This is a genomic window from Sphingopyxis sp. C-1, from assembly GCF_001047015.1.
Taxonomy (GTDB): Bacteria; Pseudomonadota; Alphaproteobacteria; order Sphingomonadales; family Sphingomonadaceae; genus Sphingopyxis.
Genome location: NZ_BBRO01000002.1, coordinates 469,945 through 491,000, shown reverse-complemented (window position 1 = coordinate 491,000; position 21,056 = coordinate 469,945). Strand labels below are relative to the sequence as shown.

The window sequence follows — 21,056 nt, the reverse complement described above, 5'->3', positions numbered from 1 at the left end:
GCGGGCGGTTCGGCGCGTCAGAACTTCAGGCGCGCGCCGACATAGAATTGACGACCATTGTCATAGATCGCGCGCGGGCGGTCGCGGGTGCCCGAATATTGCTCGATCTTCTCGTTGGTCAGGTTGATCGCGTCGGCGGTGAGCGCGATATTGTCGGTGATGTTCACGCTGACCGACGCGTCGAGCGACGACAGTGCGGCCTGATTGAGCGGCGCCGCGCGGTCGATATCGATGAAGAATTTCGACCGGTAGTTGTACGAGAGCCGCGCGCTGATCAGGTCATTCTCATAATAGCCCGTCAGGTTGAGCGAGTGCTTCGAATTGCCCGGGATCGGGTCGCCATTATTCGCCTTGGCGTCGGAGTAGGTGTAGTTCACCACCGCGCCAAAGCCGCCCCAGATCGGACGCGACACCTGGAATTCAAAGCCCTGGTTGCGTCCGCCGTCGCCGTTGCTGCGACGGTTGATCTGATAGGGGCAGTTGAACAGGTTGGGATTGCCGCCACCCGCCGCGACGCAGCCCGCGGGCTGCGACCCCGGCACGAACACGCCCGGCAGGATTTCGGTCGAGGTCGTGTTGACGATGTACGACTGGATATCCTTGTAGAAGGCGGCGAGCGCGACGATCGTCTCGCGGTCGGGATACCATTCGATCGACAGGTCATATTGGTTGGCGCGATACGGATCGAGGTTCGGATCGCCGCCGCGGCCCGTCAGCAACGTGCCGTTGAGGTCGACGCCGGGGGTGATGTCGACGAAGTCGGGACGCGTAACCGTCTTGCCCGCGGCGAAGCGCAGCACGACCTGCGGCGAGAGATCGACCGAGAGGTTCGCGCTCGGCAATATGTCGGTGTACGATCGCTTCGCGGTCGACGGGGTGAAGCCGCCGAACGGGTTGGTGAACTGGGGGTTCGCGCCGCCGATGATATAGCCTTCGGACGTCTGGTCGGTCGTGATCACGCGCACGCCGACATTGCCGCGCCAGCCTTCGCCGCCGAATTTGGCGAGACCGTAGCCGCCCCAGGCCTTTTCGTTGATCGAATAGGTGTTGCCGGGGACGAGGAAGCGGTCGTTTGAGGGTGACGTCGATGCGCCATAGATGGCCCGCAGCTTCGCCGGATCGACGCGCCAATAGTCGGTCAGCGTGCCGGGCGCTGCGATATTGTCGAGGAAGTCGCCGGGCATGCCGCTGCCGGTCGCGAAGTCGGCCGAGGTGCATGGGGCGCCATTGCAGCGCAGGCCGGGGGTGAAGACGCCGCCGTTGGTGGCGAAACGTTCGGCGACGCGGTCGTGGTCGGTATATTTGACCCCGAATTTGAGCGCGGTGAGCGGACCCCATTCGACCTGTTTTTCGACGTCGAGGTAGAAATATTTCTCCTCATCGTCGTTGGTGACCGACTGGATACGCGCAAAGTCGGGGCGGATGCCGAGCGGGTTGAGGGGGTTGGGGTTCGAGAAGCTGACTTCGGGGCGGCCGCTGGTGAGGTCATAGCTGAACGCGCCGGGGCCGGCGAATTCGATGAAATTCTCGTTGCTCGTGTCGCCGTTCGCCTTGGTCCAACCGGCCTTGAAATGCACCGACAGACTGTCGGTCGGGCGGTAGGTCAAATCGAAGTCGGCCGAGACGGTCTTGGCGACCGCTTGGCGGTCGATCGCGTCATAGACGACACCGAAGCCCGTCGTGCCGCCTGTGGCCGACGCGATATTGCCCGAGACCGCGACGCCGTCGCGGACCACGGCATTGCTGATGGTGCCGCCGCCGGCGAGCGCCTGCTCGCCCCATGCGATATAATTCTGGTTGAAGTTGTCGGCGTTGAAGCGCGAATAAAGGCCGGTGATGTTGATCTCGAGCTCGTCCGACGGACGGAACTGGATCCCGACATTGGCGCCATAGCGTTCGCGATCCTGTTCGAACATCGTCGAACCGATCAGCGTCGGGACGAGCGCGCTCTGTCCGCCGCCGACGGGGAAGGAACGGTAGCCGAAGATTTCGAGCCCGTCGCGGCGCGTGCGGCGCTTCTGATAGATGGCGCCGACGAGGACGCCGAAGGTCTCATCCGCATTCTTCCAACTGATGAGGCCGGAGACCTGCGGGTCGACCTTGCCCGACAGGTCCGAATAGGCGGCCTGCGCCGAGGCCGAGAGGGTGAGCGGGTCGAGGTCGAGCGGGTTGCGCGTGATGACGTTGATCGTGCCGCCGACGCCGCCTTCTTCGACATCGGCCTGCGGGCTCTTGTACACTTCGAGACGGCCGATGATCTCGGCGGGCAGGGTCAGATAGTTGAAGCTGCGCGTCGAGGCGACCTGATCGAGGATAAACCAGTCGGCGGTCGCGACGCTGTGGCCGTTGAGGAGAGTCTTGGTGAGGTTCGGCGCGGTGCCGCGCAGCGAGACGCGCTCGCCTTCGCCGAACTCGCGGTTGACGACGATGCCGGGAACGCGCTGGAGCGCTTCGGCGACATTCTTGTCGGGGAATTTGCCGACATCCTCGGCGGTCACGACGTCGGCGATGACCGCGAGGTCGCGCTTTGCATCAATCGCTTCGCGGATCGAGCCGCGGATGCCGGTGACGACGATTTCGCTTTCCGCCGCATCGGCGGGGGCCGGGGCGGGCGCCTGGGCGTGGGCTGCGCTGGCGGCAAAAAGCAATGCACCAATGCTGGCCGAAGCGAGCAGATATCTTGCATTGGTCATGTTAAGTCTCCCTCCAAAAGTTCAAAAATCAATTATTGCTCTGATTTTGAGGGGACCTTAGACATACCAATTTAAACGTCAAGCGCGATTTTGCGCAATAAAACGTCGGATATCGAGAATAGAGGGATATTTTGGTATTTGATTGGTATCATAGCGTGGCGCGAAGGCCAGCCGACCGGCGCGAGCCCGTGACGGAAAGGCGGAGCGAATGTCCGCTATATCAAAAGTCGGGAAGCGACTGGCCGGCAAAGCCCCAGCCCTTGAGTTCCGCGCTGGCGGCGCGTGCGAGCAACGCCTCGCTATCCTTGATCGTCCACTGGCCGGCTTTTCGAATATCGACGAGTTCGTCCCAGCCGATGGGCACCGCGACGGGCGCGCCTTCGCGCGCGCGCACCGAATAGGGCATGATCGCCGTGCTGCCGCGCTGGTTGCGGAGATAGTCGATGAAGATTTTGCCCTTGCGCTTTGCCTTGCTCATCGTCGCGATGAAGCGGTCGGGCTCGGCGAGGCTGAGCGCTTCGGCAAAGCGTTTCGAGAAATCCTTGTGCGCGTCCCAGCTATGCCCCGGATCGAGGGGGACGACGACGTGCACGCCCTTGCCGCCCGAAAGCATCGCGAAGCTGACGAGCCCGATGTCGGCAAGCTGGCGGCGGATGTCGAGCGCGGCCTTTTTGACGGCCGCGAAATCGAGCCCCTCGTCGGGGTCGAGGTCGAATACCATGCGGTCCGGCTTTTCGAGCGCATCGACATGGCTGCCCCAGCCGTGAAATTCGATCGTCCCCATCTGGACGCAGGCGAGCAGGCCGTCGGCGTCCTCGACGTAAAGATAATCCTCGTGTCCGCCGTCCTTCTCCCTGATCGGCACATGCATCACATGCCCGCCGAATGATCCCGAATCATGTTTCTGGAAGAAGCATTTCTTGCCGCGCCCCTGCGGGCAGCGGACGAGGCTGATCGGACGGCGCGCGGTGTGCGGGAGCATGACGGGCGCGATGGCGGCGTAATAGTCGGCAAGGTCGCCCTTGGTCGCCTTTGCCTCGGGGAAGATGACGCGGTCGCGGCTGCTGATCGTCACGTCGCTTTCCGGCGCGGGGGCGGGTTGCTTCGTTTCGGGAGTCACGTCTTTTGCCTCCTTGTCGTGGCGCAGGCCGAGGAAGCTTGCGTGGCGTACCGATCCGCTCGCGGTAAATTCGGCGAATGCGATTTCGGCGACGAGATCGGGCTTGAGCCAATGAACCTTGCGCGCGGCGGCAGCGTCGACGTCGAGCGGAGCGGTCTTGCGCTCCAGCCTGGCGAATGATTTCGCGAGATCGGCCATCGTCTCGGCATCGAAGCCGGTGCCGACATTACCCTTGTAGACAAGCGCGTCTCCCTCGCGCTGGGCAAGGAGGAGCGACGCGAAGGGGCGCGCCTTGGTCGATGATGGATTCCAGCCGACGATGATGAATTCCTGTCGGCGGGTGCATTTAACCTTCACCCAGTTTTTGCTGCGGCGGCCGGCATAGGCGGCGTCGGCGCGTTTCGAGATTATGCCCTCTTGCCCGGCGCCGCACATCGCGGCGTAGAGTGTCTCACCCGCCCCGATGACATGATCGGCGACGGCGATCGGTGCCTTGGCATCGCGGAGCAGGGCTTCGAGGCGTTCCTTGCGTTCGAGGTTGCCGAGTTTGGCGAGCGACTTGCCGTCCAGTTCGAGAAGGTCGAAGGCGAAGAAGTGGAGCGCGGTCGCTTCGTCCTGCGCGCCGTGGCCGCGTTTTAGGACCGCTTGCAGCGACGAGAAGTCGGGGTTGCCGTCCTTGCCATAGGCCACGATTTCGCCGTCGAGCAGGCACGGCGGCAGATCGAGCGCGGCGATATGGCGGACGAGCGGCGCGAATTTGTCGGTCCAGTCGAGGCCGCTGCGCGTATAGACGCGCACGTCCGATCCCGCTGCGGCGATTTCGGCGCGATAGCCGTCATATTTGATCTCGTGGAACCAGCCGTTGCCGCCGGGGACGGCGTCGACGAGCGTCGCGAGCTGGAGCGGACGGAATTTGGGCGGCTTGCCCTTGGTTGCCGGTTTCGCGACCTTTTTGTTGTGCGCGGCTGCCGCCTGCATCTTCCGTGCGAAGGCCGCGCCTTTGGCGCCCTTCAGCGACTGCTCGCCGCCCTCGTCGCCCGCGATCTCGGCCATGGTGCGGCCGGTGAGGACGCTTGTGAGCTGCCGCCCGACGAGGTCGTCGGTGCCGCCGGAAAACGCATCGTCGACCTTGCGCAGCAGCCAGTTTTCGCGCTTCTCGCCCGGTCGCGGCTGCATGCGGACGAGCAGCCATTCGCCCTTCATCCGGGTCCCGTCGAGCGTGAAGTGGAGATGGCCCTTTTCGAGGTCCTTCGCGCTCTTGCCCGCGACGGGCTTCCACGTTCCACGGTCCCACAGCATCACGCTGCCGCCGCCATATTCGCCCTTGGGGATCACGCCTTCGAAATCGGCGTAGGACATCGGATGATCCTCGGTGCGCACTGCGAGGCGCTTGTCGGCGGGGTCGGCGCTCGGGCCCTTGGTCACCGCCCAGCTTTTGAGCACGCCATCGACTTCGAGCCGGAAGTCGTAATGGAGGCGGGTCGCGTCATGCTTCTGGACGATGAAGCGGTTGCCCGCGCCCTTTTCGATCTTGCCCGCGGGCTCGGGTGTCAGCGCGAAGTCGCGCTTGGCATTATATTGCGCGAGCGGATCGGCGCGCTTCGCCATCTCAGGCGCGCTTGCGGGCGGCGGGCTTTTTGGCGGGCGCTTTTTTGGCCGAAGCCGCCTTGGTTGTCGCAGTCTTCTTGCCATCGACCGAAGCCTTGAGCGCCGCCATCAGGTCGATGACGTTCGAACCGCGGCTGCTGGTTGCGGGTTCCTCGACATCTTCGAGCACGCGCTTGCCTTTTGCCTTCGCCTTCTTGGCGATCACGCGTTTCAGCGCGTCGATATAATGATTATGATAATCGCCTGCGTCGAACGCGCCCGACTTTTTGCCGATCAGCGTTTCGGCGAGGTCGAGCAGGTCGGCGTCCGGCTTGGCATTGCCGACGTCGCGGAAATAATTGGCCGCCTTGTTCACCTCGTCGGCGTAGCGCAGCACTTCGAGCACCAGCCCGCGGCCACACGGACGCAGCGCCACGAGCTGTTCCTGCCCGCGCAAGGAAAGCTGACCCAGCCCGACCTTCTTCGTGCGTTTCAGCGCTTCGCGCAGGACGATATAGGCCTCTTCGGCGAGCTCGTCGGCAGGGACGACATAATAGGGCTTGGTGTAATAGAGGACGTCGATCGCATCGGTGTCGACAAATTGGACAAGCTCCAGGGTCCGCTTGCTCTCGAGCTTGACCGCCTCGATCTCCTCCTCGTCGAGCAGGACATAATTGCCCTTCGACAGTTCGAAGCCCTTGACGATATCGTCATGGTCGACCGCGCCGATGCCGGGCACGACCTTTTCATATTTGATCGGCTTGCCACTCGGTTCGTGGATCTGGCGAAAGGTGACTGCGGCGCCGGATTTCGTTGCCGAATAGATTTCGACCGGGATCGACACCAGCGCGAGCCGGATCTGACCCTTCCAATATGCACGTGCGGCCATCGACTTTCCCTTCGCTGTTCCGATTCCAAATGTTCGGAGCGGGCGAGGGGTTCCGTCAACTATCCCTCAGTAGAGGTTGGTCTTGTAATCCTTGTCCAGGCTGCTCTGCATCACTCCCGGCACCGACACGAACGCGCTCGCGATGCGTGCCCCGATTCCCTTGTCCTTGTTCAGCCGGACATGCTCCGCGAACATCTTCGCGGGCTTGATATCGGCGGGCGCGGCGGCTGCGGGCCAGAGCTTCGCGCGCGCCAGCGCCGCGCTGGGTCGGATCGCGATGTCGACATCGTCGACGCGCGTCGCGAGCAGCGGGACCTTGCCCTGTACCGCGAAGGTCGCGCGCGCGGTTTCGTCGTCGGTGAGCATCGCGGTACCGCGCACGATCGCGACCGACGATGCGCCGGGGATCAGCAGCGCGGCCGCGATACGCGGCTGGCCGATGAGGTTGCGGAAGCTGTCGGTGCGGCGGTTGCCGGGGCGGTCGGCGAACCATAGCTGGTCGCCGGCGACATGCGTCATCGCGCCCGCGGGATCACCCTTCGGGCTGAGGTCGGCATTCCCCGCGGCATCCATCGTCGCGAGAGCCATGAAGCAGCTTGCGCCGGCGAAGGCATCGGGGGAACCGGGGGCGTCGTCGTTCGGTGCTGCAGACCAGAAACCCGAACGGATCAGCGCCTTGGCACAGTGAACATAGCATTCCTCGACCGCGACCCGCGCATCGCCGTCGTCGACCGCCGCAACGCGGCCGTTGACGCGGAGCGTCTCGCCGATGCCGGGGACGAGGAAGAGCGAGCCGAAGCTGGCGCCCGCCACCGCCAGCGCCGGATCGTCGAGCGCCGCGATCGGGATCGACAGCGTCGCAGGATCGGCCGCCGCGAAGCCGGCGTCGCCGCCGCCGAGCGTGATCGCGATGCCGTCTGCATCGCCGAATCCCGCGAACATCAGCGGCGACGCCGCGAGCCAGCGCTGCGCCGTCGCATCGACATGATCTATGACCTTGAGTCCCACCGCCGGTGGTGCCTTCCCGAGGATGGCCTCGAGGCCCGCGATACTGTCGATGTCGCTCATGTCATGGACGCTCCCTCAGAATTCGATCGAGGCCGATGCCTTGAAAGTGCGCGGGCCGCCCTGCAGCAGCCGCGAGCCGAAGGCACTGAACGCGTTATAGGCCGAGGCCCAATAGCGCTTGTCGGCAACATTATCGACGTTGAAACGCAGCGTCAGCGGCGTGTCGCCGACCAGCGCGACATAACGTGCGCCGAGGTCGAAGCGCGTCCAGCTGTCCAATTCGAGCGTGTTAGCGGCGTCGACCGCCTGCTTGCCGGTATAGACGACGCGGCCGACCAGCGTCAGCGCGGGAAGGAAGGGAAGGTCCCATTCGACGTTGGCGTTGGCCAGCACGTCGGGCACGCCGATCGCGTCATTGCCTTCGTTCACGCCGCCTTCGGTCCGGCGAAGCTTGGCGTCGTTGAAGGTCAGGCCCGATATGATGCGGAGGCCATCGACCGGCTCGCCGTCGAGCGTGATCTCGACGCCGCGGTTCCGCTGGGTACCGTAATTGCCATAGATCAGCCTCACCGGATCGACGAAGCTGTTGGGCTTGTCGATCTGGAACAGTGCGAGGCCGGCGTTGAAGCGACCGAAGTTCAGCTTGCCGCCGACTTCATATTGCTTCGACTTGACGGGGGGCAGCACTGCGCCGCCGTTGGTGACGGGGAGGTCGTTGCCCTGGCCGTCGTCGATCGTCACCGGTGCGGTCGAGCCCGCGACCAGGCCCTCGATGCGGTTGGCGTAGAGCGACAATCCTTCGACCGGCTTGATCACGAGGCCGAAGACCGGGGTCGCCGCCGATTCTTTGTAGCCGCCGGTGCGTGCGCCACCGAAATAGGAGTATGAAGTCGTCTTGATTTCCTGCAGGCGAAGGCCCCCGGTGATCAGGATGCGGTCGTCCCACAGCCCCAGCGTGTCGGAGAAAAACACGCTCGACACGCGGTTGCGGCTGATCGGGAACACATCGTCGATATCCCCGCCGACGAAGCCGCCGGGCGTGGGTGCGGGCGCGATTACGGGATCATAGAGGTTGGTGGCGTAGTTGGTGGCCGAGAAATCATAGGCGTTGCGATTGACCTGCCAGCTCACCGCAGCGCCGGCGTTGATCTCGTGGCTCATGCCGCCGCCTTCGAGCTTGATGCGGATGCCGGCGGTGGCCGATTCATTATTATCTTCGCGCGGCACATAGGAACCGCTGCCCGTGGCGGCGCCGGTCACGGCATCGAGCACCGTGATGCTCGCGGTGGTCTGGTCCTCGCGGCCGTCGCGTGCGCCGACCTTGGCGTAGAGCATCGCCTGGTCGGACACATCATATTCGATGCTGAAGGTGCCGAAGAAATCCTTGGTCAGGATCTGGCTCCATGGCTGCGAATAGTTGGTGTCGGCATCGGGCACGCGCGGGACCACTCCGCCGATGCCGACCTGACCGCGCCAATATTTCTGGTTCAGCCGCTGGTAGTTGAGATTGAGCGAGGTACGCAGCGGGCCGTTGTTATAATCGAGCGTCGCGCCGAGGACGTAGCTTGAGTGGAATTCTTCGTCGATCGCGATGTCGCCGCGGCGCGCCGAGCCGTTGATGCGCAAACCCCATTCGCCATTGGCGCCGAAGCGGCGCGCGACGTCGACCGCGCCCGAGATGTGCGAGGCGGAGGTATAGCCCAGCGTTGCGCGAACCATGTCGCGCTCGGCCTTTTTGGGGATCAGGTTGACGCTGCCGCCGATGCCGCTGCCGCCCGGTGCCGCGCCGTTCAGGAAAGCGCTCGCGCCGTTGATGACCTGGACTGAGGAGAAGAGTTCCGGCGCAACGAGCTGGCGCGGCGTGACGCCATAAAGGCCATCGAAGCCGACATCGTCCGATGACAGATCGAAGCCGCGGATCACGAAGACTTCGCCGGCGATGCCGAAGCCGAGCGCGGTGCGAACCGTCGGGTCGTTCTCCAGCACTTCGCCCAGCGTGTCGGGCTGCTGGTTCAGGATCAGTGCCTCGTTATAGCTGCGGATGTTGAACGGAATATCCTCGGCCGCCTTGGTGCCGAAGACGCCGACATTGCCGCCGCCCGTCACCTTGGTCTGGTTGTTGCGCTGCGCGGTGACGATGATCTCTTCGCCGGCTGCACCCTCCTGCGCCATCGCGGGTGTCGCGGCAGCGAGCACGGCGGTCGCGGCGGAGAGGCCGAGCGCGGTGCGAACGGTCGATTTGGTCATAGATATTCCCCTACAGACGCGGCCCTACCCCGCGCGGAATTGGTCAGGTTCGGCGGGCGCGCATGGCCCAACCGACGGCAAGAACAGGTATGGCGAGCGCAGCCCACGACGCGGCGTCGCGGACGCCGTCACCGGTCAGCGCGACGACGAGCCCGACGATGCTGACGAGCGCGAGGGCGAGCGGGATCGCGAAGATTGCGCGCAGGCTGTGGGTCTTCCTCATTCGGAGGGCACCAAAGTGCCGCCGCTCTCGACCTCGCGGACGAGCGCGTCGGTCCCGCTGCGGCGCTTGCCAAGCCAGAGATAGAGGCCCGAGCCGAGGACGATCAGCGTGAAGACGGTGAGGATCGCCCAGAGCAGTTTGAGCGGCAGCCCGCCATAGTCGCCGAAATGGAGCGGCTGCGACAGCGCGAGCGCCTTGGCGTACCAGGGCATCGGACGCGCGTCGGTGAATTCGCCCGTCTCGGCATCGATCAGCGCCGCCGTGAGCAGCCGTTCGGTAAGCGGGGTGTCGCCCTGGAAAAAGACGGCATAATGATGCTTGCTGCTGAACGCCCCGCCGGGGAAGGCGATGAACTGCGGATTGTTGCCCGGGATTTCCTTGCGCGCCGCCGCCATCGCCCTGTCGATCGAGCCGTAGTTCGCTGGCGCCACCGCCCCCTTGCCGGCATAGGCTTTCGTCATCTCGGCAAGTTCGGTCATCTGCCAATATTGAAAGATCGGGGTCGCAAGCGCGTTGATCACCCCGGTCGCGCCCACGACGGTCATCCACGCGAGCGCGACGATGCCGAGGAGGTTGTGATAGTCGAGCCATTTGACGCGGCGACTGCGCGATGTGCGCAGCGTTCCGAAGTCGAGCTTCTTCATGAAGGGCGCATAGAGCACGACGCCCGAGACGATCGCGATCACGAAGAGCAGCCCCATCAACCCCAGGAAGAGCATCCCCGGCAGGCCGAGGAACATGTCGGTGTGGAGCTGGAGAATGAAGTGCATCACCCCATCCTCATCCACCGCCCCGGTCGCCTCGCCCGTCGAGCGATCCAGGAGCTGGATCGTCATGTCTTCGGCGGGCGAATTCGGCCGCGGCGCGGTGGTGATCGTCATCGATGGCTGGTCGTTGTCGAACGCCATGAAGACGGGCACTTCGCCCGGCCGCGCGGCGAGCGCCTTGGCGAGCATTGCATCGAGCGGCTTCAGGCCCGGCGCTTCGCCCGATGATCCAACGCCGGGCATGCCATAATTTGGCGCTTCTTCGGTCAGTTCGTCGATCTCGTGATGGAAGATCAGCGGCAGGCCGGTGACGCACAGCATCAGCAAAAAGGCCGTGCAGACGATGCTCGTCCATTTGTGGATCAGAAACCACGTCCGGATGGTCGATCGTTGCATGGTGCGAAAAAGCTACTGCTATTGCGAGGAATAATCAATAATGCCCTATGGCTTGCCCCGGCAATTGACAACTGCCTTTGCGGCGCGAATTCCATCGTTTGGGCCAGCTATCCCATAGATCGGGCCACTCGGGCCGTGTTTAGTGCGCCGCGCGACGCCGCGATGCCGCAAAGAGTCCGGCATTTGATGCGGACCTTTCGTGCGTTTCGGACATTATTTAATATGAATTTGCTTTCCGATTGCGGTGCCTTCAAGATGGCGCAGAGGGACCGCTCGTATCGCTGGAGGTGTCGTGCCCCTAAGCCGCGAAATAGAGCGACTGCGCGCCGAGCATGTGGCGCTGATCGCGCTGGCGCGGATCGTGACCGAATTGCTCCAGGCTTCAGAACCGTCGCGGCTGACCGAACTGGCATCGGCGCGCGGACTGCTTCGCGAGACATTGGTCCGCCATCTGAAATGCGAGGACTGGATCCTTTATCCGCGCCTGCGGGCGACGGGCGACCCCGACCTGATGCACATCACGCACGAATTCGAACTGGAAATGGGCGATCTTGCGGCGGAATATGTCGCCTATGACGATAAATGGACCGCCGAGCGCGTCGCCGCTCACTGGGAGGCGTTCTGCCGTGAGACGATAGCGGTCTTCGACGTGCTGGCGACGCGGGTCGAGCGCGAGGAGCGCGAGCTATATCCGCTCGCCGACAAGCTCTACGCGGCTGCCGCGGCGCTGGGTCCCGCGGTCATGGACGAAGCGACAATTTCCAACTGAGCGCGACGCGTAAATCCTGATCATAGCCCGGCACGGGCTGCTTCCACGGATCGGCGAGTTCGAGGCCGATCGTCGCATTTTCGGCATAGGCGACGCGCACGCCGCCGCCCCAACTGCCAAGTTCGAAACCGGTGCGCGGGATCGCGGTACGGCCGAGTAAAGTGACGTCGGCATAGTCGACAAAGCTGTAAATTTCGCTTTTCGAGAAACGTCCGCTTCGCAGCGGGCGAAGCGCAAATTCGCCGAACGCCGCATAGCCGCGGTCGCCATTGACCAGCCCGTCTTCGAACGCGCGGCCAAAGGTGGCGCCGCCGACGCTGAAGCGCTGCGCCGCGGGCAGGCGGTCGCGCGTCCAGCGTCCCGTTGCGGCGGCGCGGACGACGAATGCCTTGCCGATCGCGCGGTTCGCCTCAAGGCTGGCGTCGGCATATGCAAAGCCGGTCTCCCCGACGCCGGGATCGACGCGCGCACCGGCGATGTCGAGACCCTTTGCGCCGCCGATACGCGCGCCGACGACGGTGCGCTCTTCACTGAGCCGAAAGGCAAGGCTGCCGCTCGCGGTCCAGGTTTTTTCGGCGGCGATCGTCGATCCGAAAAGGGCGTTTTTCGAATCGAGATAGTCGATCCGAGCCGAGGCGAGGAGGTTGCGCCGCGACGCGCGGATCAGCGGATGGGTGACGCCGAACCCCGCGCTCCACGCCTCGCCATCGATCGCGAGCCCCTTGGGACGCGTGCGCAGCGCCGCGCCCGACAGTTCGGCGCGTGTGCCGCCCGCGCCGATCGGGGTCGAATGACTCGCCGCAAGGTAGAGCAAGGATTTGAGATTGAGTGCTGCGGCGCCGGTGAGCCGCGTTTCGTCGCCGCTACGCAGCAAACTGGCACCGCGCGCATTCGCCTCGACGATCCCGTCGTTCACGAACTGACTGGTGCGCGTGGTAAAGCCGAGTCCGATCGTCGGTTTCTTTGCGTCGACCGCGAGATCGAGCGCAACCGCACCCTGCGCGCCGCCGAGCGCCAATGTCGGGGTGACGGTGACGCCGGGAATGTCGGCGATATTGCCGAGCGCGCGTTCGAAGCGCGCGCGGGGGAGCGGACGCTGCCCGGCGAGGCTGCCGGCCATCTTGCCGACGAGCGGCGCGGGGCCGCTTTCGCGCTCGCCGCTCAGCGTCACCGATCCAATATAGCCTTCGGCGGAGGCGACGGTGACGACCCCGCCCGAAAGATCCTGTTCGGGAATGACGAGAGTGAAGAGCGCGACGCTCGACCGATTGTATGCGCGTGTCATCGCGGCGGCGAGCTTCGCGAGATTTTCCGACGATGCGGGCTTGCCGACGAAGCGCTGCGCGGCGCGACCGACATTGGCGGGCACGCCCGCGCCGACGAAGCGGATTTCGCGGATAATGACGTCGGGCCGCGCGCCGAGTTCGACCTTGCCGAGCGAGAGCGGCTTGGCCTCGGGATCGGGGAGCGGGTCGCGGCTGCGATCGGGGGCTAGCGGCGGGCGGCCATCGAGCGGCGTCGCCGCCGGCTGGGCCGCGAGCGCCGCGGCGGGGAGGAGCAGGGCTCCCACTACCGCCGCGGTGCAGGCGTTGCGCAATGGGCGCATCGGGTGCGGCTTCAGTTGCCGCGCTTCGGCTTCAGCCCGCCGAGGACACCCCCAACGGTACCGGTCACGCCGGTGACGAGCCCGGTCACGGGATCGACCGCCGTTCCGCCATCGGTCGTGCCGCCCGTCAGGCCGTTGGTGACCTGACCGAGCGCGCCGGTCGTGGTTGTCACGACATTGCTGACGAGCGTGACGGGCGTTCCCGTGGGACTGCCGGTCGCGCCCCCGGTCAGGCCCCCGGTGACGCCGCCCAGCAAATTGCCGCCGGTGCCGGGTTGGAGCGTGACCAGTTGTCCCGCCGATCCGACGCCGACGGTCAGCAGGCTGCCGTTCTGCTGTCCGGGCGACAGGATGCTGGCGCCAATCAGGGGGGAGGCATTCGGGCTGCCGATCGCGGTCGCCTTGCCGATCGTTGCGGTGATCAACTGGCCTGGGGCGGCGGCAAGGCCGTCGACCAGATATTGCTGGCCGCTGCCGGTCTGGACGAGCGCGACGCCGGTGCTTTTGACCACGCCGACGACGGTGCCGACCAGATTCGCGTTGCCGGGCACCTTGCTGTCGACCGCGCTCGCAAGGAGCAGGCCCTTGTCGGCGATGACATTGACGAGGCCGCCCGTTTTCACGAGCACATTGCCGATCACCGGATTGGTCGCAGCGGGATCGCCGGTGTTTGCGAGAAGGCCGGTGCCGGCGATACCGCTTGGACCGACAAGGCCGCCGACCGCGAGCGCGCCGGCATCGCCGAGGCCGAGGCCGCTACCAGCCGGACCTGCGGGGCCCGCAGGTCCGGTTGCACCGGTCGGTCCCGCGGCGCCTGCCGGGCCGACGGTGCCCGTGGCACCGCCGCTGCCGACGCTGCCGACGCGGTAACTGCCCGACGATTCGCACGCGGCGAGTGCAAGGCACGCCGGGATCAGGATGAGATGGGCTGGGCGGAATTCAAGACAGGACAAAGGCATGAGACATCCCCTTGGTACATGATCTGGTCCCTAAGCCCCAGATTCCCGAATGAACGTCAAAGTTCCCGCTGTTGTTGAAATTAATTGTCGTTAACTCAGGGCGTAAACTAATAGTTGAGGAGGTCGTTACGGAATCCCATGCGATTTCACAAAAGGCGTTAACTAAAATTTTTCTGCTTACGGTCTTTGCATAAACTTTTGTCAGTTCAATATGTGGTTCACCAAGGGACATGATTTCCACAATTTGATTTATGTTAATAGTTCCCGTCGGCTTGAGTGCGCGACTGCCGCTGATCCTTCTTCGTTCCGTCATCGGCTTGTCACGTCTTCGCCGCAGCGCCGCAATATCGTCCGCCTAATGCCCCCGCGACCCAGGCGCCATTTCGCGACCGGGAAAAGGGGATTCATCAATGACCTATCAGTTCAGGAACCGCCTGCGGGCCGGGGCCGCTTCGATCGCTGCGCTTGCCGTGCTGGCCGCGACCCCGGCTTTTGCCGAGGAAGCCGCCGTCGATGTGGCCGCCGACGGCGGCGATGTCGAAGAGATCGTTGTGCTCGGGCAGGGGCAGGCGCGTCAGGTGCAGGAACTGGGCGCCGCCGACATCGCGCTCGAAGTATCGGGGATCAGCCCGCTGAAGGCCATCGACAAGCTGCCCGGCGTCAATTTCCAGGCCGCGGATCCGTTTGGCGCCTATGAATGGTCGGCGCGCATCTCGATCCGCGGGTTCAGCCAGAACCAGCTCGGCTTCACGCTCGACGGCGTTCCGCTTGGCGACATGAACTATGGCAACCATAACGGCCTGCACATCAGCCGCGCGATCATCAGCGAGAATGTCGGCCGCGTCGAAGTCGCGCAGGGGGCGGGTTCGCTCGCCGCCGCATCGACGAGCAACCTTGGCGGGACGATCGAATTCTTCTCGCGGGCGCCGGCCGAAGAGCTCGGGGTCGAGGCGTCGGCGACCTATGGCAGCGACGATACCAAGCGCCTCTTCGCACGGATCGACAGCGGCGAGATCGGCGCGGGCGGGCCGCGCCTGTCGCTGAGCTATGCGTGGCAGGATGCCGACAAGTGGAAGGGCAATGGCGTCCAGCGTCAGGACCAGGTCAATGTGCGCATCGTCCAGCCCGTCGGCGACGGCCAATTCTTCGGTTTCGTCAACTATTCGAACCGCCGCGAGAATGACTATCAGGATCTGAGCGCCGACATGATCGGCCGCCTCGGCTATCAGTGGGACAATTTCGCGAAGGATTGGGACCTCGCGGTCCAGGTCGCCAAAGTCTATCAGAATCAGGTCGCCCGTGCCGCTTATGACGCGGGGATCGCGAATGGCAGCCTGCCGCTCGGCACGCCCTTCACCGCGCCCTATGCCGGCGTCGGTCAGGCGTTTCCGGCACCGGTCGGAACGGTCGACGACGCCTATTATGATGCCGCGGGCCTGCGCAAGGATTGGCTCGCCGGCGTCGGCGTCGAGGCGCCGCTCGGCGAACATTGGACGCTGAAGGCGATGGGCTATTATCACGGCAACAAGGGGCGCGGCCTTTGGTTCACCCCCTATGTGACCACGCCGGGCGGCGCGCCGATGACGATCCGCACCACCGAATATGACATTGAACGCTATGGCATCGTCACCTCCAGCCTGTTCGAGGTCGGCGACAACAAGTTCGAAATCGGCATGTGGTACGAGGATAATGCCTTCAATCAGGCGCGGCGCTTCTACGGCCTTGGCAACACGACCGGCGCCCCCGATCGCAGCAGCCTGACCTTCCCGAAGAATCCGCTGGCGACGCAGTGGGAGTTCGATTTCAACACCCAGACGCTGCAATATCATGTGCAGGACACGCTCGATCTGGGCCAGTTCCAGATCAACGCCGGCTGGAAGGGGCTGCGCGTCACCAACCGCGCGACGCCGGTCGTGAGCGGCGGACTGGCGTCGGGGACGACCGAGGCGAAGGATTGGTTCCTGCCGCAGGCTGGCCTGCTCTATCGCCTGAACGACGATAACGAGCTGTTCGCGAGCTATACCGAGAATATCCGCGCCTATGAATCGTCGGCGACCGGTGGGCCCTTCGCGACGACGCAGGCAGGCTTTGACGCGCTCGATCTCAAGCCTGAGACGTCGACGACCTATGAGCTTGGTTTCCGCACCAAGTCGCCGCGTTTTCAGGGCGTGATCGCGGGCTATTATGTCGACTTCAAGGATCGCATCATCGCGTTCGCCAACGGGTCGGGCATTCAGGGCAACCCCGCGATCCTCAGCAACGTCGGCGATGTCCGCTCTTGGGGCGTAGAGGCGGCGGGGACATTCCGCGTCACCCCCGAACTCTCGCTCTTCGCTTCCTATGCCTACAACGACTCCGAATATCAGGACGATGTCGTCAACGCGGCGGGCGCGGTGGTTGCGGCGACCGCGGGCAAGACGGTGGTCAACTCGCCGCGCCATCTCGGCAAGGGCGAGATCACCTGGGACAATGGCGATTTCTTCGCGCGCGTCGGTGCCAACTATACGTCGAAGCGCTATTATTCGTACGAGAATGACGCCGAGGTGGGTGGGTTCATCATTGTCGATGCCAGCATCGGATACCGGCTGAACGACCGCATCTCGATCCAGGCCAATGCGACGAACCTGTTCGACAAGGAATATGTGTCGACGATCGGCACCAACGGCTTCGCCAACCGCGGCGACAGCCAGACGTTGCTCACCGGGGCTCCGCAGCAGTTCTTCGTCACGCTGAAGGCCGGGTTCTAGGATTGAGGTCGCGGCGCCGGTCCCTCGGCGCCGCTTCTCAACGATTGACGATGATGGCGCGGTCCAGCTAGGGCCGCGCCATCATTTTTTGGGAAATATAGTCATGACCGATACGCCCCCCGACCGCATGTCGACCAATCCGCGCTCGCCCTATTTTGACATGGAGGTGCTGCAGCGCGGCATCGGAATCCGCTTCAAGGGCAAGGAGCGCACCGACGTCGAGGAATATTCGATCTCCGAAGGCTGGATCCGCGTCGCCGCGGGCAAGTCGAAGGACCGGTTCGGTCAGGCGATGACGATCAAGCTGTCGGGCGAAGTCGAGGCCTGGTTCGAAGACACCGCCACTGGTGAAGGCACCGCCGCTGGCGAAGGCGACGACGCCTAATCAACTGACGCGCCCGCGCATAAAGAAAGCCCCGGAGCGATCCGGGGCTTTTCTTTATGCGCGATGCGCTTGCAGAAAGTCGTTTGGTCTTACTGGCCGAGCGAAGCGGCGACGGTTTCGAGGCCGTTGCCGGGCTTCCAATCGTTCTGGACCCAGACCGGCGCCTTAAAGCTGGGGGCATTGTTCGGCGCGCCGGCTTCGCCGTCGGCGTAGATGAAGCCCTGCACCGGGTTGGCGCGGAGGCCAAGGTCGCCGATCGGGGCGTACCACACGCGGACCATGCTCCAGTCGCCAGCGTTGCTGACGTCGACGACACGGACGTTGCGCTCGATCTGGCCGCGACGGCCGTTGATCGGCGACCAGTTGGCGTGGTCGATCAGGATTTCGCGGTCGCTGACGATTTTCTTGACCACCGCGACATGGCCGAGCGGCATGCCGCTGGTCCCGGCGAACGCCATCACGGCGCCTTTGCGGGGCTCTTCGCCGCGCTGATAGGTTCCGGCCGCCTGCGACCACCAGGTCTTGGCATTGCCGCGGATTTCGACGCCCGATTCGGCGCGGGCAAAGGGAACGCACTGCAGATAACCCTGCGCCGCAGCCGGAACGCTCGCAAGCAGGCCGGTGATGGTCATCACAGACGCGATGGCGGCTGCCAGGTAACGACGATAGAGCATGAAATGCGACCCCCGAGGCTTGTCTTCAAGCGTTGGAGCGTCTTTGCCACGTCGCGCGCGGTCCACCACCCGTCTAGCGACGAGTCGCGCCGTCGCTGCGGTGGATGGGGGAACCTTTTGTTAAGCCGTTCAATTCGTCGCGCGGACGGTTCGTTTTATCGCCGTCAGGCGGCGACGGTCGCGATGTCGTCGGGCGCGCGGAACAGCGTCAGCACGTCGCTCGCGGGCATGGGACGGCCATAATAATAGCCCTGGATATTGCTGCAGCCGAAGCCGCGGAGCGTCTCGACCTCAAGTTCGGTTTCGGCGCCCTCGGCGGTCGTCGACATGCCCAGGCTGTCGGCCAGCGCGACGACGGCGCGGATGATCGCGATCGATTCGATGCTGCCCTTCGCCGCGCCGACGACAAAGCTGCGGTCGACCTTGATCGTCGAGAACTGCGTCTTGCGCAGATAGCCGAGCGACGAATAGCCGGTGCCGAAATCGTCGAGCGACAGGCGGATGCCGAGGCCGATGAGCTGGTCGAGCAACTGCGCCGCGCCGCCGCCGTCGCGCAGGAACACGCTTTCGGTGACTTCGATCTCGAGCCTCTGCGGCGAAAGCCCGCTCTGCGCGAGCGCCGAGACGACGACCGAGGCGAAGCTGGGGTCGGTAAGCTGGTCGGCCGAGACGTTGATCGCGACCTTCAGGTTAGACGGCCATTTCATCGCTTCGCGGCACGCCGTGCGCAGCACCCATTCGCCGATGGGCGAGATCAGGCGCGCATCCTCGGCCAGTGGGATGAAGCGGCCCGGCGACACATTGCCGAGCTTCTTGTTATTCCAGCGGATCAATGCCTCGAAACCGTTGAGCGTGCCGTCGACCGCGGTCACCACCGGCTGATAATAAAGCTCGAATTCGCCGCGTTCGAGGGCGCCGCGCAATTCCTGCTCCATCACGCGCCGTTCCTCGGCCTGGGCGTGCAGGGATGCGACATAGGCGGCAACGACATTGCCCCCCTTGTCCTTGGATTTGTAGAGCGCAAGGTCGGCGTTGCGCGTCAGCGTCTCGACCGTCGCGCCATCGGTCGGCCCGATCGCGAAACCGATGCTGGCGCCGACGAAAAGCTGGTGATTGTCGACCACATAAGGGCGACTGATCGTCGTGATGATCCGCTGCGCAAGGTCCTCGGCGCTGTCGGCAGAGGCGACATTGTGGAGCACGACCGCGAATTCGTCGCCGCCAAGGCGCCCGCACGTCATCCCGCGCTCCATCAGGCCCTTGAGCCGCGCCGCGACCTGCGCGAGCAATTTGTCGCCGACGGGATGGCCCAATGTATCATTGACCGCCTTGAACCGGTCGAGGTCGATCATCAGCAGCGCACAGCGCGATTTGGCGTCGATGGCATGGCTCAGCGCGCGCGCCAGATCTTCGTTGAGGCTGAGGCGATTGGGCAGGCCGGTCAGATTGTCGAATCGCGCCATCTTGGCGATCTGTTCAGCGGTCGCGCGCTTTTCGGTGACGTCCGACCCGACGCCGCGAAAGCCGAGGAATTTGCCGGTTTCGTCAAGGCGCGGCGATGCGGACAATTCCCACCAGCGCGGTGCACCCCCGATCGTCACGGGGACGATCAGGTTCGAAAAGCTTTCGCGCCGTTTCATCCGTTCGGCCATGTCGTGCAGGCTTTTGGGGAACAGGCCGGTCTCCCAGGCGTCGCCCGAAAGCGCTTGCAGGAGCGGGACGCCCTCCAGCGTCTCTGCGGTGCCGCCGAGCGCATAGGCAAGGCGCGGCGAGACATGGATCAGGCGGCGGCTATTATCGGTCTGCCAGAGCCAGTCGGCCGAGGTTTCTTCGAACTCGCGGAGCAGCAGGCTGACCGTCTCGGTCTTTTCGTGCAGCGTCTCTTCGGCGCGGCGGAAGCGGATATGGCTTTGCGCGAAGCGCACGCAAAAGGCGCAAAGCAGAAAGCCCGCGACAAGGGCGACCGCGGCGAGTTGCGGCGCTCCCGCGCGCGTGAGCGCGGCGGCGGCGGACAAAGAAACCGGCGCGATAAACAGCACACAGGCCAGCGGGACGCTGTGCGCGACGATCGAAAGGGTAACCATCATCAGCACCGCGATCGTCCACATCGACAGCACATGGTCGAGCGTGGGCGTCAGTCCCTGCAGCCAGAAAAGGCTGCCCCAGACCAGCGCCGAATAGAGCGCATGGCGCGTGCAAAGCCGATATTCGGCAACGCCCGAAAGCTTGAGGTCGCCGAATGGAAGGCCGCGAAAACGACTGTACGACCAAAAGCCGAAAATCAGCGTGCATGCCAGCCAGCCGCCCGCGACTGCCATCGGCACGTTGAGGATCATGGTGAATGCCGCGACGATCGCCATGCCCATGCCCATCACCAGACGCAGCGAGCCGCGGCCGCGGAGCGGCGCAAGCTGGAGCTGGCGGAGGTTGCCGATGTCCTGATCACGCGGCCCCAGCCCCAACAGGGTCCGCGCAGGAATGACTTCGGCAGCAAGTGGATCGGTCAGCAGGCTTTTCACCCGCCCTGTCTAGCGCGCGGGAGTTACCCGAAGGTAACTATGCGGCTGTTCTGGTGAGAATATCTGTCCCACCGAGGGACAATGTGCGCGACAGCCGGCAATGGGGGTGGTGAGCTGCCGCTGCCCTCTTTGGATATCGCCCGGCTGGATCCGCGATCGGGTCGGCGCAAGGAGAGCGCCATCTTCCAAAGTTCAGGGAAGTTCAGCCCTATGAGCGCTCCCATTTGCAAGTCGCGGAGTGCTGGATATGTGCGGCACGTCCGATCATGGTCGCACCCGCAAGCCGGGCCGCGACCGCTTTTTTGTTCGCCGAATGAAAGCTGGCACGGCCGGATAATGTAGGAAAGACCTATTTGAAGGCGATGTTTGTTTTGGGGTGGGAAGCGGGCGATCGGCCACCCACTTCCGTCATCCCGGGCTTGACCCGGGATCCCGCTTTTTGAAGGCACGGGCACGTTTCACGAAAT

Annotated in this window: 14 protein-coding genes; 3 read left to right on the top strand and 11 right to left on the bottom strand. The window is 64.3% G+C overall.

All coding sequences use genetic code 11. The annotated features are described in order from the left end of the window. Positions 1 to 17 precede the first annotated feature (17 nt). From SC1_RS16900 to SC1_RS16870, 7 genes are all read right to left on the bottom strand, one after another. Positions 18 to 2,693 (bottom strand): TonB-dependent receptor, encoded by a 2,676-nt coding sequence (locus SC1_RS16900; RefSeq protein WP_083435970.1) that lies wholly within the window; start codon positions 2,691 to 2,693, stop codon positions 18 to 20. A gap of 220 nt (positions 2,694 to 2,913) precedes the next feature. Continuing rightward, positions 2,914 to 5,421, bottom strand: a complete 2,508-nt coding sequence (ligD, locus tag SC1_RS16895) for a DNA ligase D (protein WP_062185288.1) — start codon at positions 5,419 to 5,421, stop codon at positions 2,914 to 2,916. 1 nt (position 5,422) lies between these two features. Next, positions 5,423 to 6,289, bottom strand: a complete 867-nt coding sequence (locus SC1_RS16890) for a Ku protein (protein ID WP_062185285.1) — start codon at positions 6,287 to 6,289, stop codon at positions 5,423 to 5,425. Positions 6,290 to 6,355: 66 nt separating this feature from the next. After that, positions 6,356 to 7,357, bottom strand: coding sequence for a pyridoxamine 5'-phosphate oxidase family protein (locus SC1_RS16885; protein ID WP_062185283.1), 1,002 nt, complete (start codon positions 7,355 to 7,357; stop codon positions 6,356 to 6,358). Between the two features lie 15 nt (positions 7,358 to 7,372). Further along, positions 7,373 to 9,544: a TonB-dependent siderophore receptor gene (locus SC1_RS16880; protein WP_062185280.1), complete on the bottom strand. Its 2,172-nt coding sequence runs from the start codon at positions 9,542 to 9,544 to the stop codon at positions 7,373 to 7,375. 43 nt (positions 9,545 to 9,587) lie between these two features. Continuing rightward, positions 9,588 to 9,767, bottom strand: a complete 180-nt coding sequence (locus SC1_RS16875) for a hypothetical protein (RefSeq protein WP_062185277.1) — start codon at positions 9,765 to 9,767, stop codon at positions 9,588 to 9,590. Further along, positions 9,764 to 10,930, bottom strand: coding sequence for a PepSY domain-containing protein (locus tag SC1_RS16870; RefSeq protein ID WP_062185274.1), 1,167 nt, complete (start codon positions 10,928 to 10,930; stop codon positions 9,764 to 9,766). Before SC1_RS16870 ends, SC1_RS16875 begins: the two co-directional genes overlap by 4 nt. A 292-nt stretch (positions 10,931 to 11,222) precedes the next feature. Here SC1_RS16870 and SC1_RS16865 point away from each other — a divergent pair, with 292 nt between their 5' ends. Next, on the top strand, positions 11,223 to 11,699 hold the full coding sequence (locus tag SC1_RS16865; RefSeq protein ID WP_193749206.1) for a hemerythrin domain-containing protein: 477 nt from the start codon (positions 11,223 to 11,225) through the stop codon (positions 11,697 to 11,699). On the opposite strand, the gene SC1_RS16860 is transcribed toward SC1_RS16865, so the two are convergent. Together SC1_RS16860 and SC1_RS21975 are read right to left on the bottom strand one after the other, a co-directional pair. Next, positions 11,671 to 13,305 carry a ShlB/FhaC/HecB family hemolysin secretion/activation protein gene (locus SC1_RS16860; protein ID WP_062185269.1) on the bottom strand — a complete coding sequence of 545 codons (1,635 nt, stop codon included), beginning with the start codon at positions 13,303 to 13,305 and terminating at the stop codon, positions 11,671 to 11,673. The two genes, SC1_RS16865 and SC1_RS16860, sit on opposite strands and share 29 nt — an antisense overlap. A gap of 11 nt (positions 13,306 to 13,316) precedes the next feature. Further along, the gene (locus SC1_RS21975) at positions 13,317 to 14,264 is read right to left on the bottom strand and encodes a hypothetical protein (RefSeq protein ID WP_062185266.1); all 948 of its coding nucleotides are present in this window, start codon (positions 14,262 to 14,264) and stop codon (positions 13,317 to 13,319) included. Between the two features lie 410 nt (positions 14,265 to 14,674). On the opposite strand from SC1_RS21975, the gene SC1_RS16850 reads away from it, so the two are divergent. Together SC1_RS16850 and SC1_RS16845 are read left to right on the top strand one after the other, a co-directional pair. Further along, entirely contained in the window at positions 14,675 to 17,011 is a 2,337-nt protein-coding gene (locus SC1_RS16850) for a TonB-dependent receptor (protein ID WP_083435966.1), read from the top strand. Between the two features lie 103 nt (positions 17,012 to 17,114). Continuing rightward, entirely contained in the window at positions 17,115 to 17,396 is a 282-nt protein-coding gene (locus tag SC1_RS16845; RefSeq protein WP_062185263.1) for a DUF3297 family protein, read from the top strand. 89 nt (positions 17,397 to 17,485) lie between these two features. On the opposite strand, the gene SC1_RS16840 is transcribed toward SC1_RS16845, so the two are convergent. Further along, positions 17,486 to 18,070 (bottom strand): CHAP domain-containing protein, encoded by a 585-nt coding sequence (locus SC1_RS16840; protein ID WP_062185259.1) that lies wholly within the window; start codon positions 18,068 to 18,070, stop codon positions 17,486 to 17,488. 164 nt (positions 18,071 to 18,234) lie between these two features. After that, positions 18,235 to 20,589, bottom strand: a complete 2,355-nt coding sequence (locus SC1_RS16835; RefSeq protein ID WP_062185256.1) for a bifunctional diguanylate cyclase/phosphodiesterase — start codon at positions 20,587 to 20,589, stop codon at positions 18,235 to 18,237. Positions 20,590 to 21,056 lie beyond the last annotated feature (467 nt).

Coding starts and splice junctions, on each gene's coding strand:
- SC1_RS16890 (WP_062185285.1), bottom strand. CDS start 6,289: ATGGCCGCACGTGCATATTGGAAGGGTCAGATCCGGCTCGCGCTGGTG.
- SC1_RS16875 (WP_062185277.1), bottom strand. CDS start 9,767: ATGAGGAAGACCCACAGCCTGCGCGCAATCTTCGCGATCCCGCTCGCC.
- SC1_RS21975 (WP_062185266.1), bottom strand. CDS start 14,264: ATGCCTTTGTCCTGTCTTGAATTCCGCCCAGCCCATCTCATCCTGATC.
- SC1_RS16840 (WP_062185259.1), bottom strand. CDS start 18,070: ATGCTCTATCGTCGTTACCTGGCAGCCGCCATCGCGTCTGTGATGACC.
- SC1_RS16845 (WP_062185263.1), top strand. CDS start 17,115: ATGACCGATACGCCCCCCGACCGCATGTCGACCAATCCGCGCTCGCCC.
- SC1_RS16880 (WP_062185280.1), bottom strand. CDS start 9,544: ATGACCAAATCGACCGTTCGCACCGCGCTCGGCCTCTCCGCCGCGACC.
- SC1_RS16850 (WP_083435966.1), top strand. CDS start 14,675: ATGACCTATCAGTTCAGGAACCGCCTGCGGGCCGGGGCCGCTTCGATC.
- ligD (WP_062185288.1), bottom strand. CDS start 5,421: ATGGCGAAGCGCGCCGATCCGCTCGCGCAATATAATGCCAAGCGCGAC.
- SC1_RS16870 (WP_062185274.1), bottom strand. CDS start 10,930: ATGCAACGATCGACCATCCGGACGTGGTTTCTGATCCACAAATGGACG.
- SC1_RS16860 (WP_062185269.1), bottom strand. CDS start 13,305: ATGCGCCCATTGCGCAACGCCTGCACCGCGGCGGTAGTGGGAGCCCTG.
- SC1_RS16900 (WP_083435970.1), bottom strand. CDS start 2,693: ATGACCAATGCAAGATATCTGCTCGCTTCGGCCAGCATTGGTGCATTG.
- SC1_RS16885 (WP_062185283.1), bottom strand. CDS start 7,357: ATGAGCGACATCGACAGTATCGCGGGCCTCGAGGCCATCCTCGGGAAG.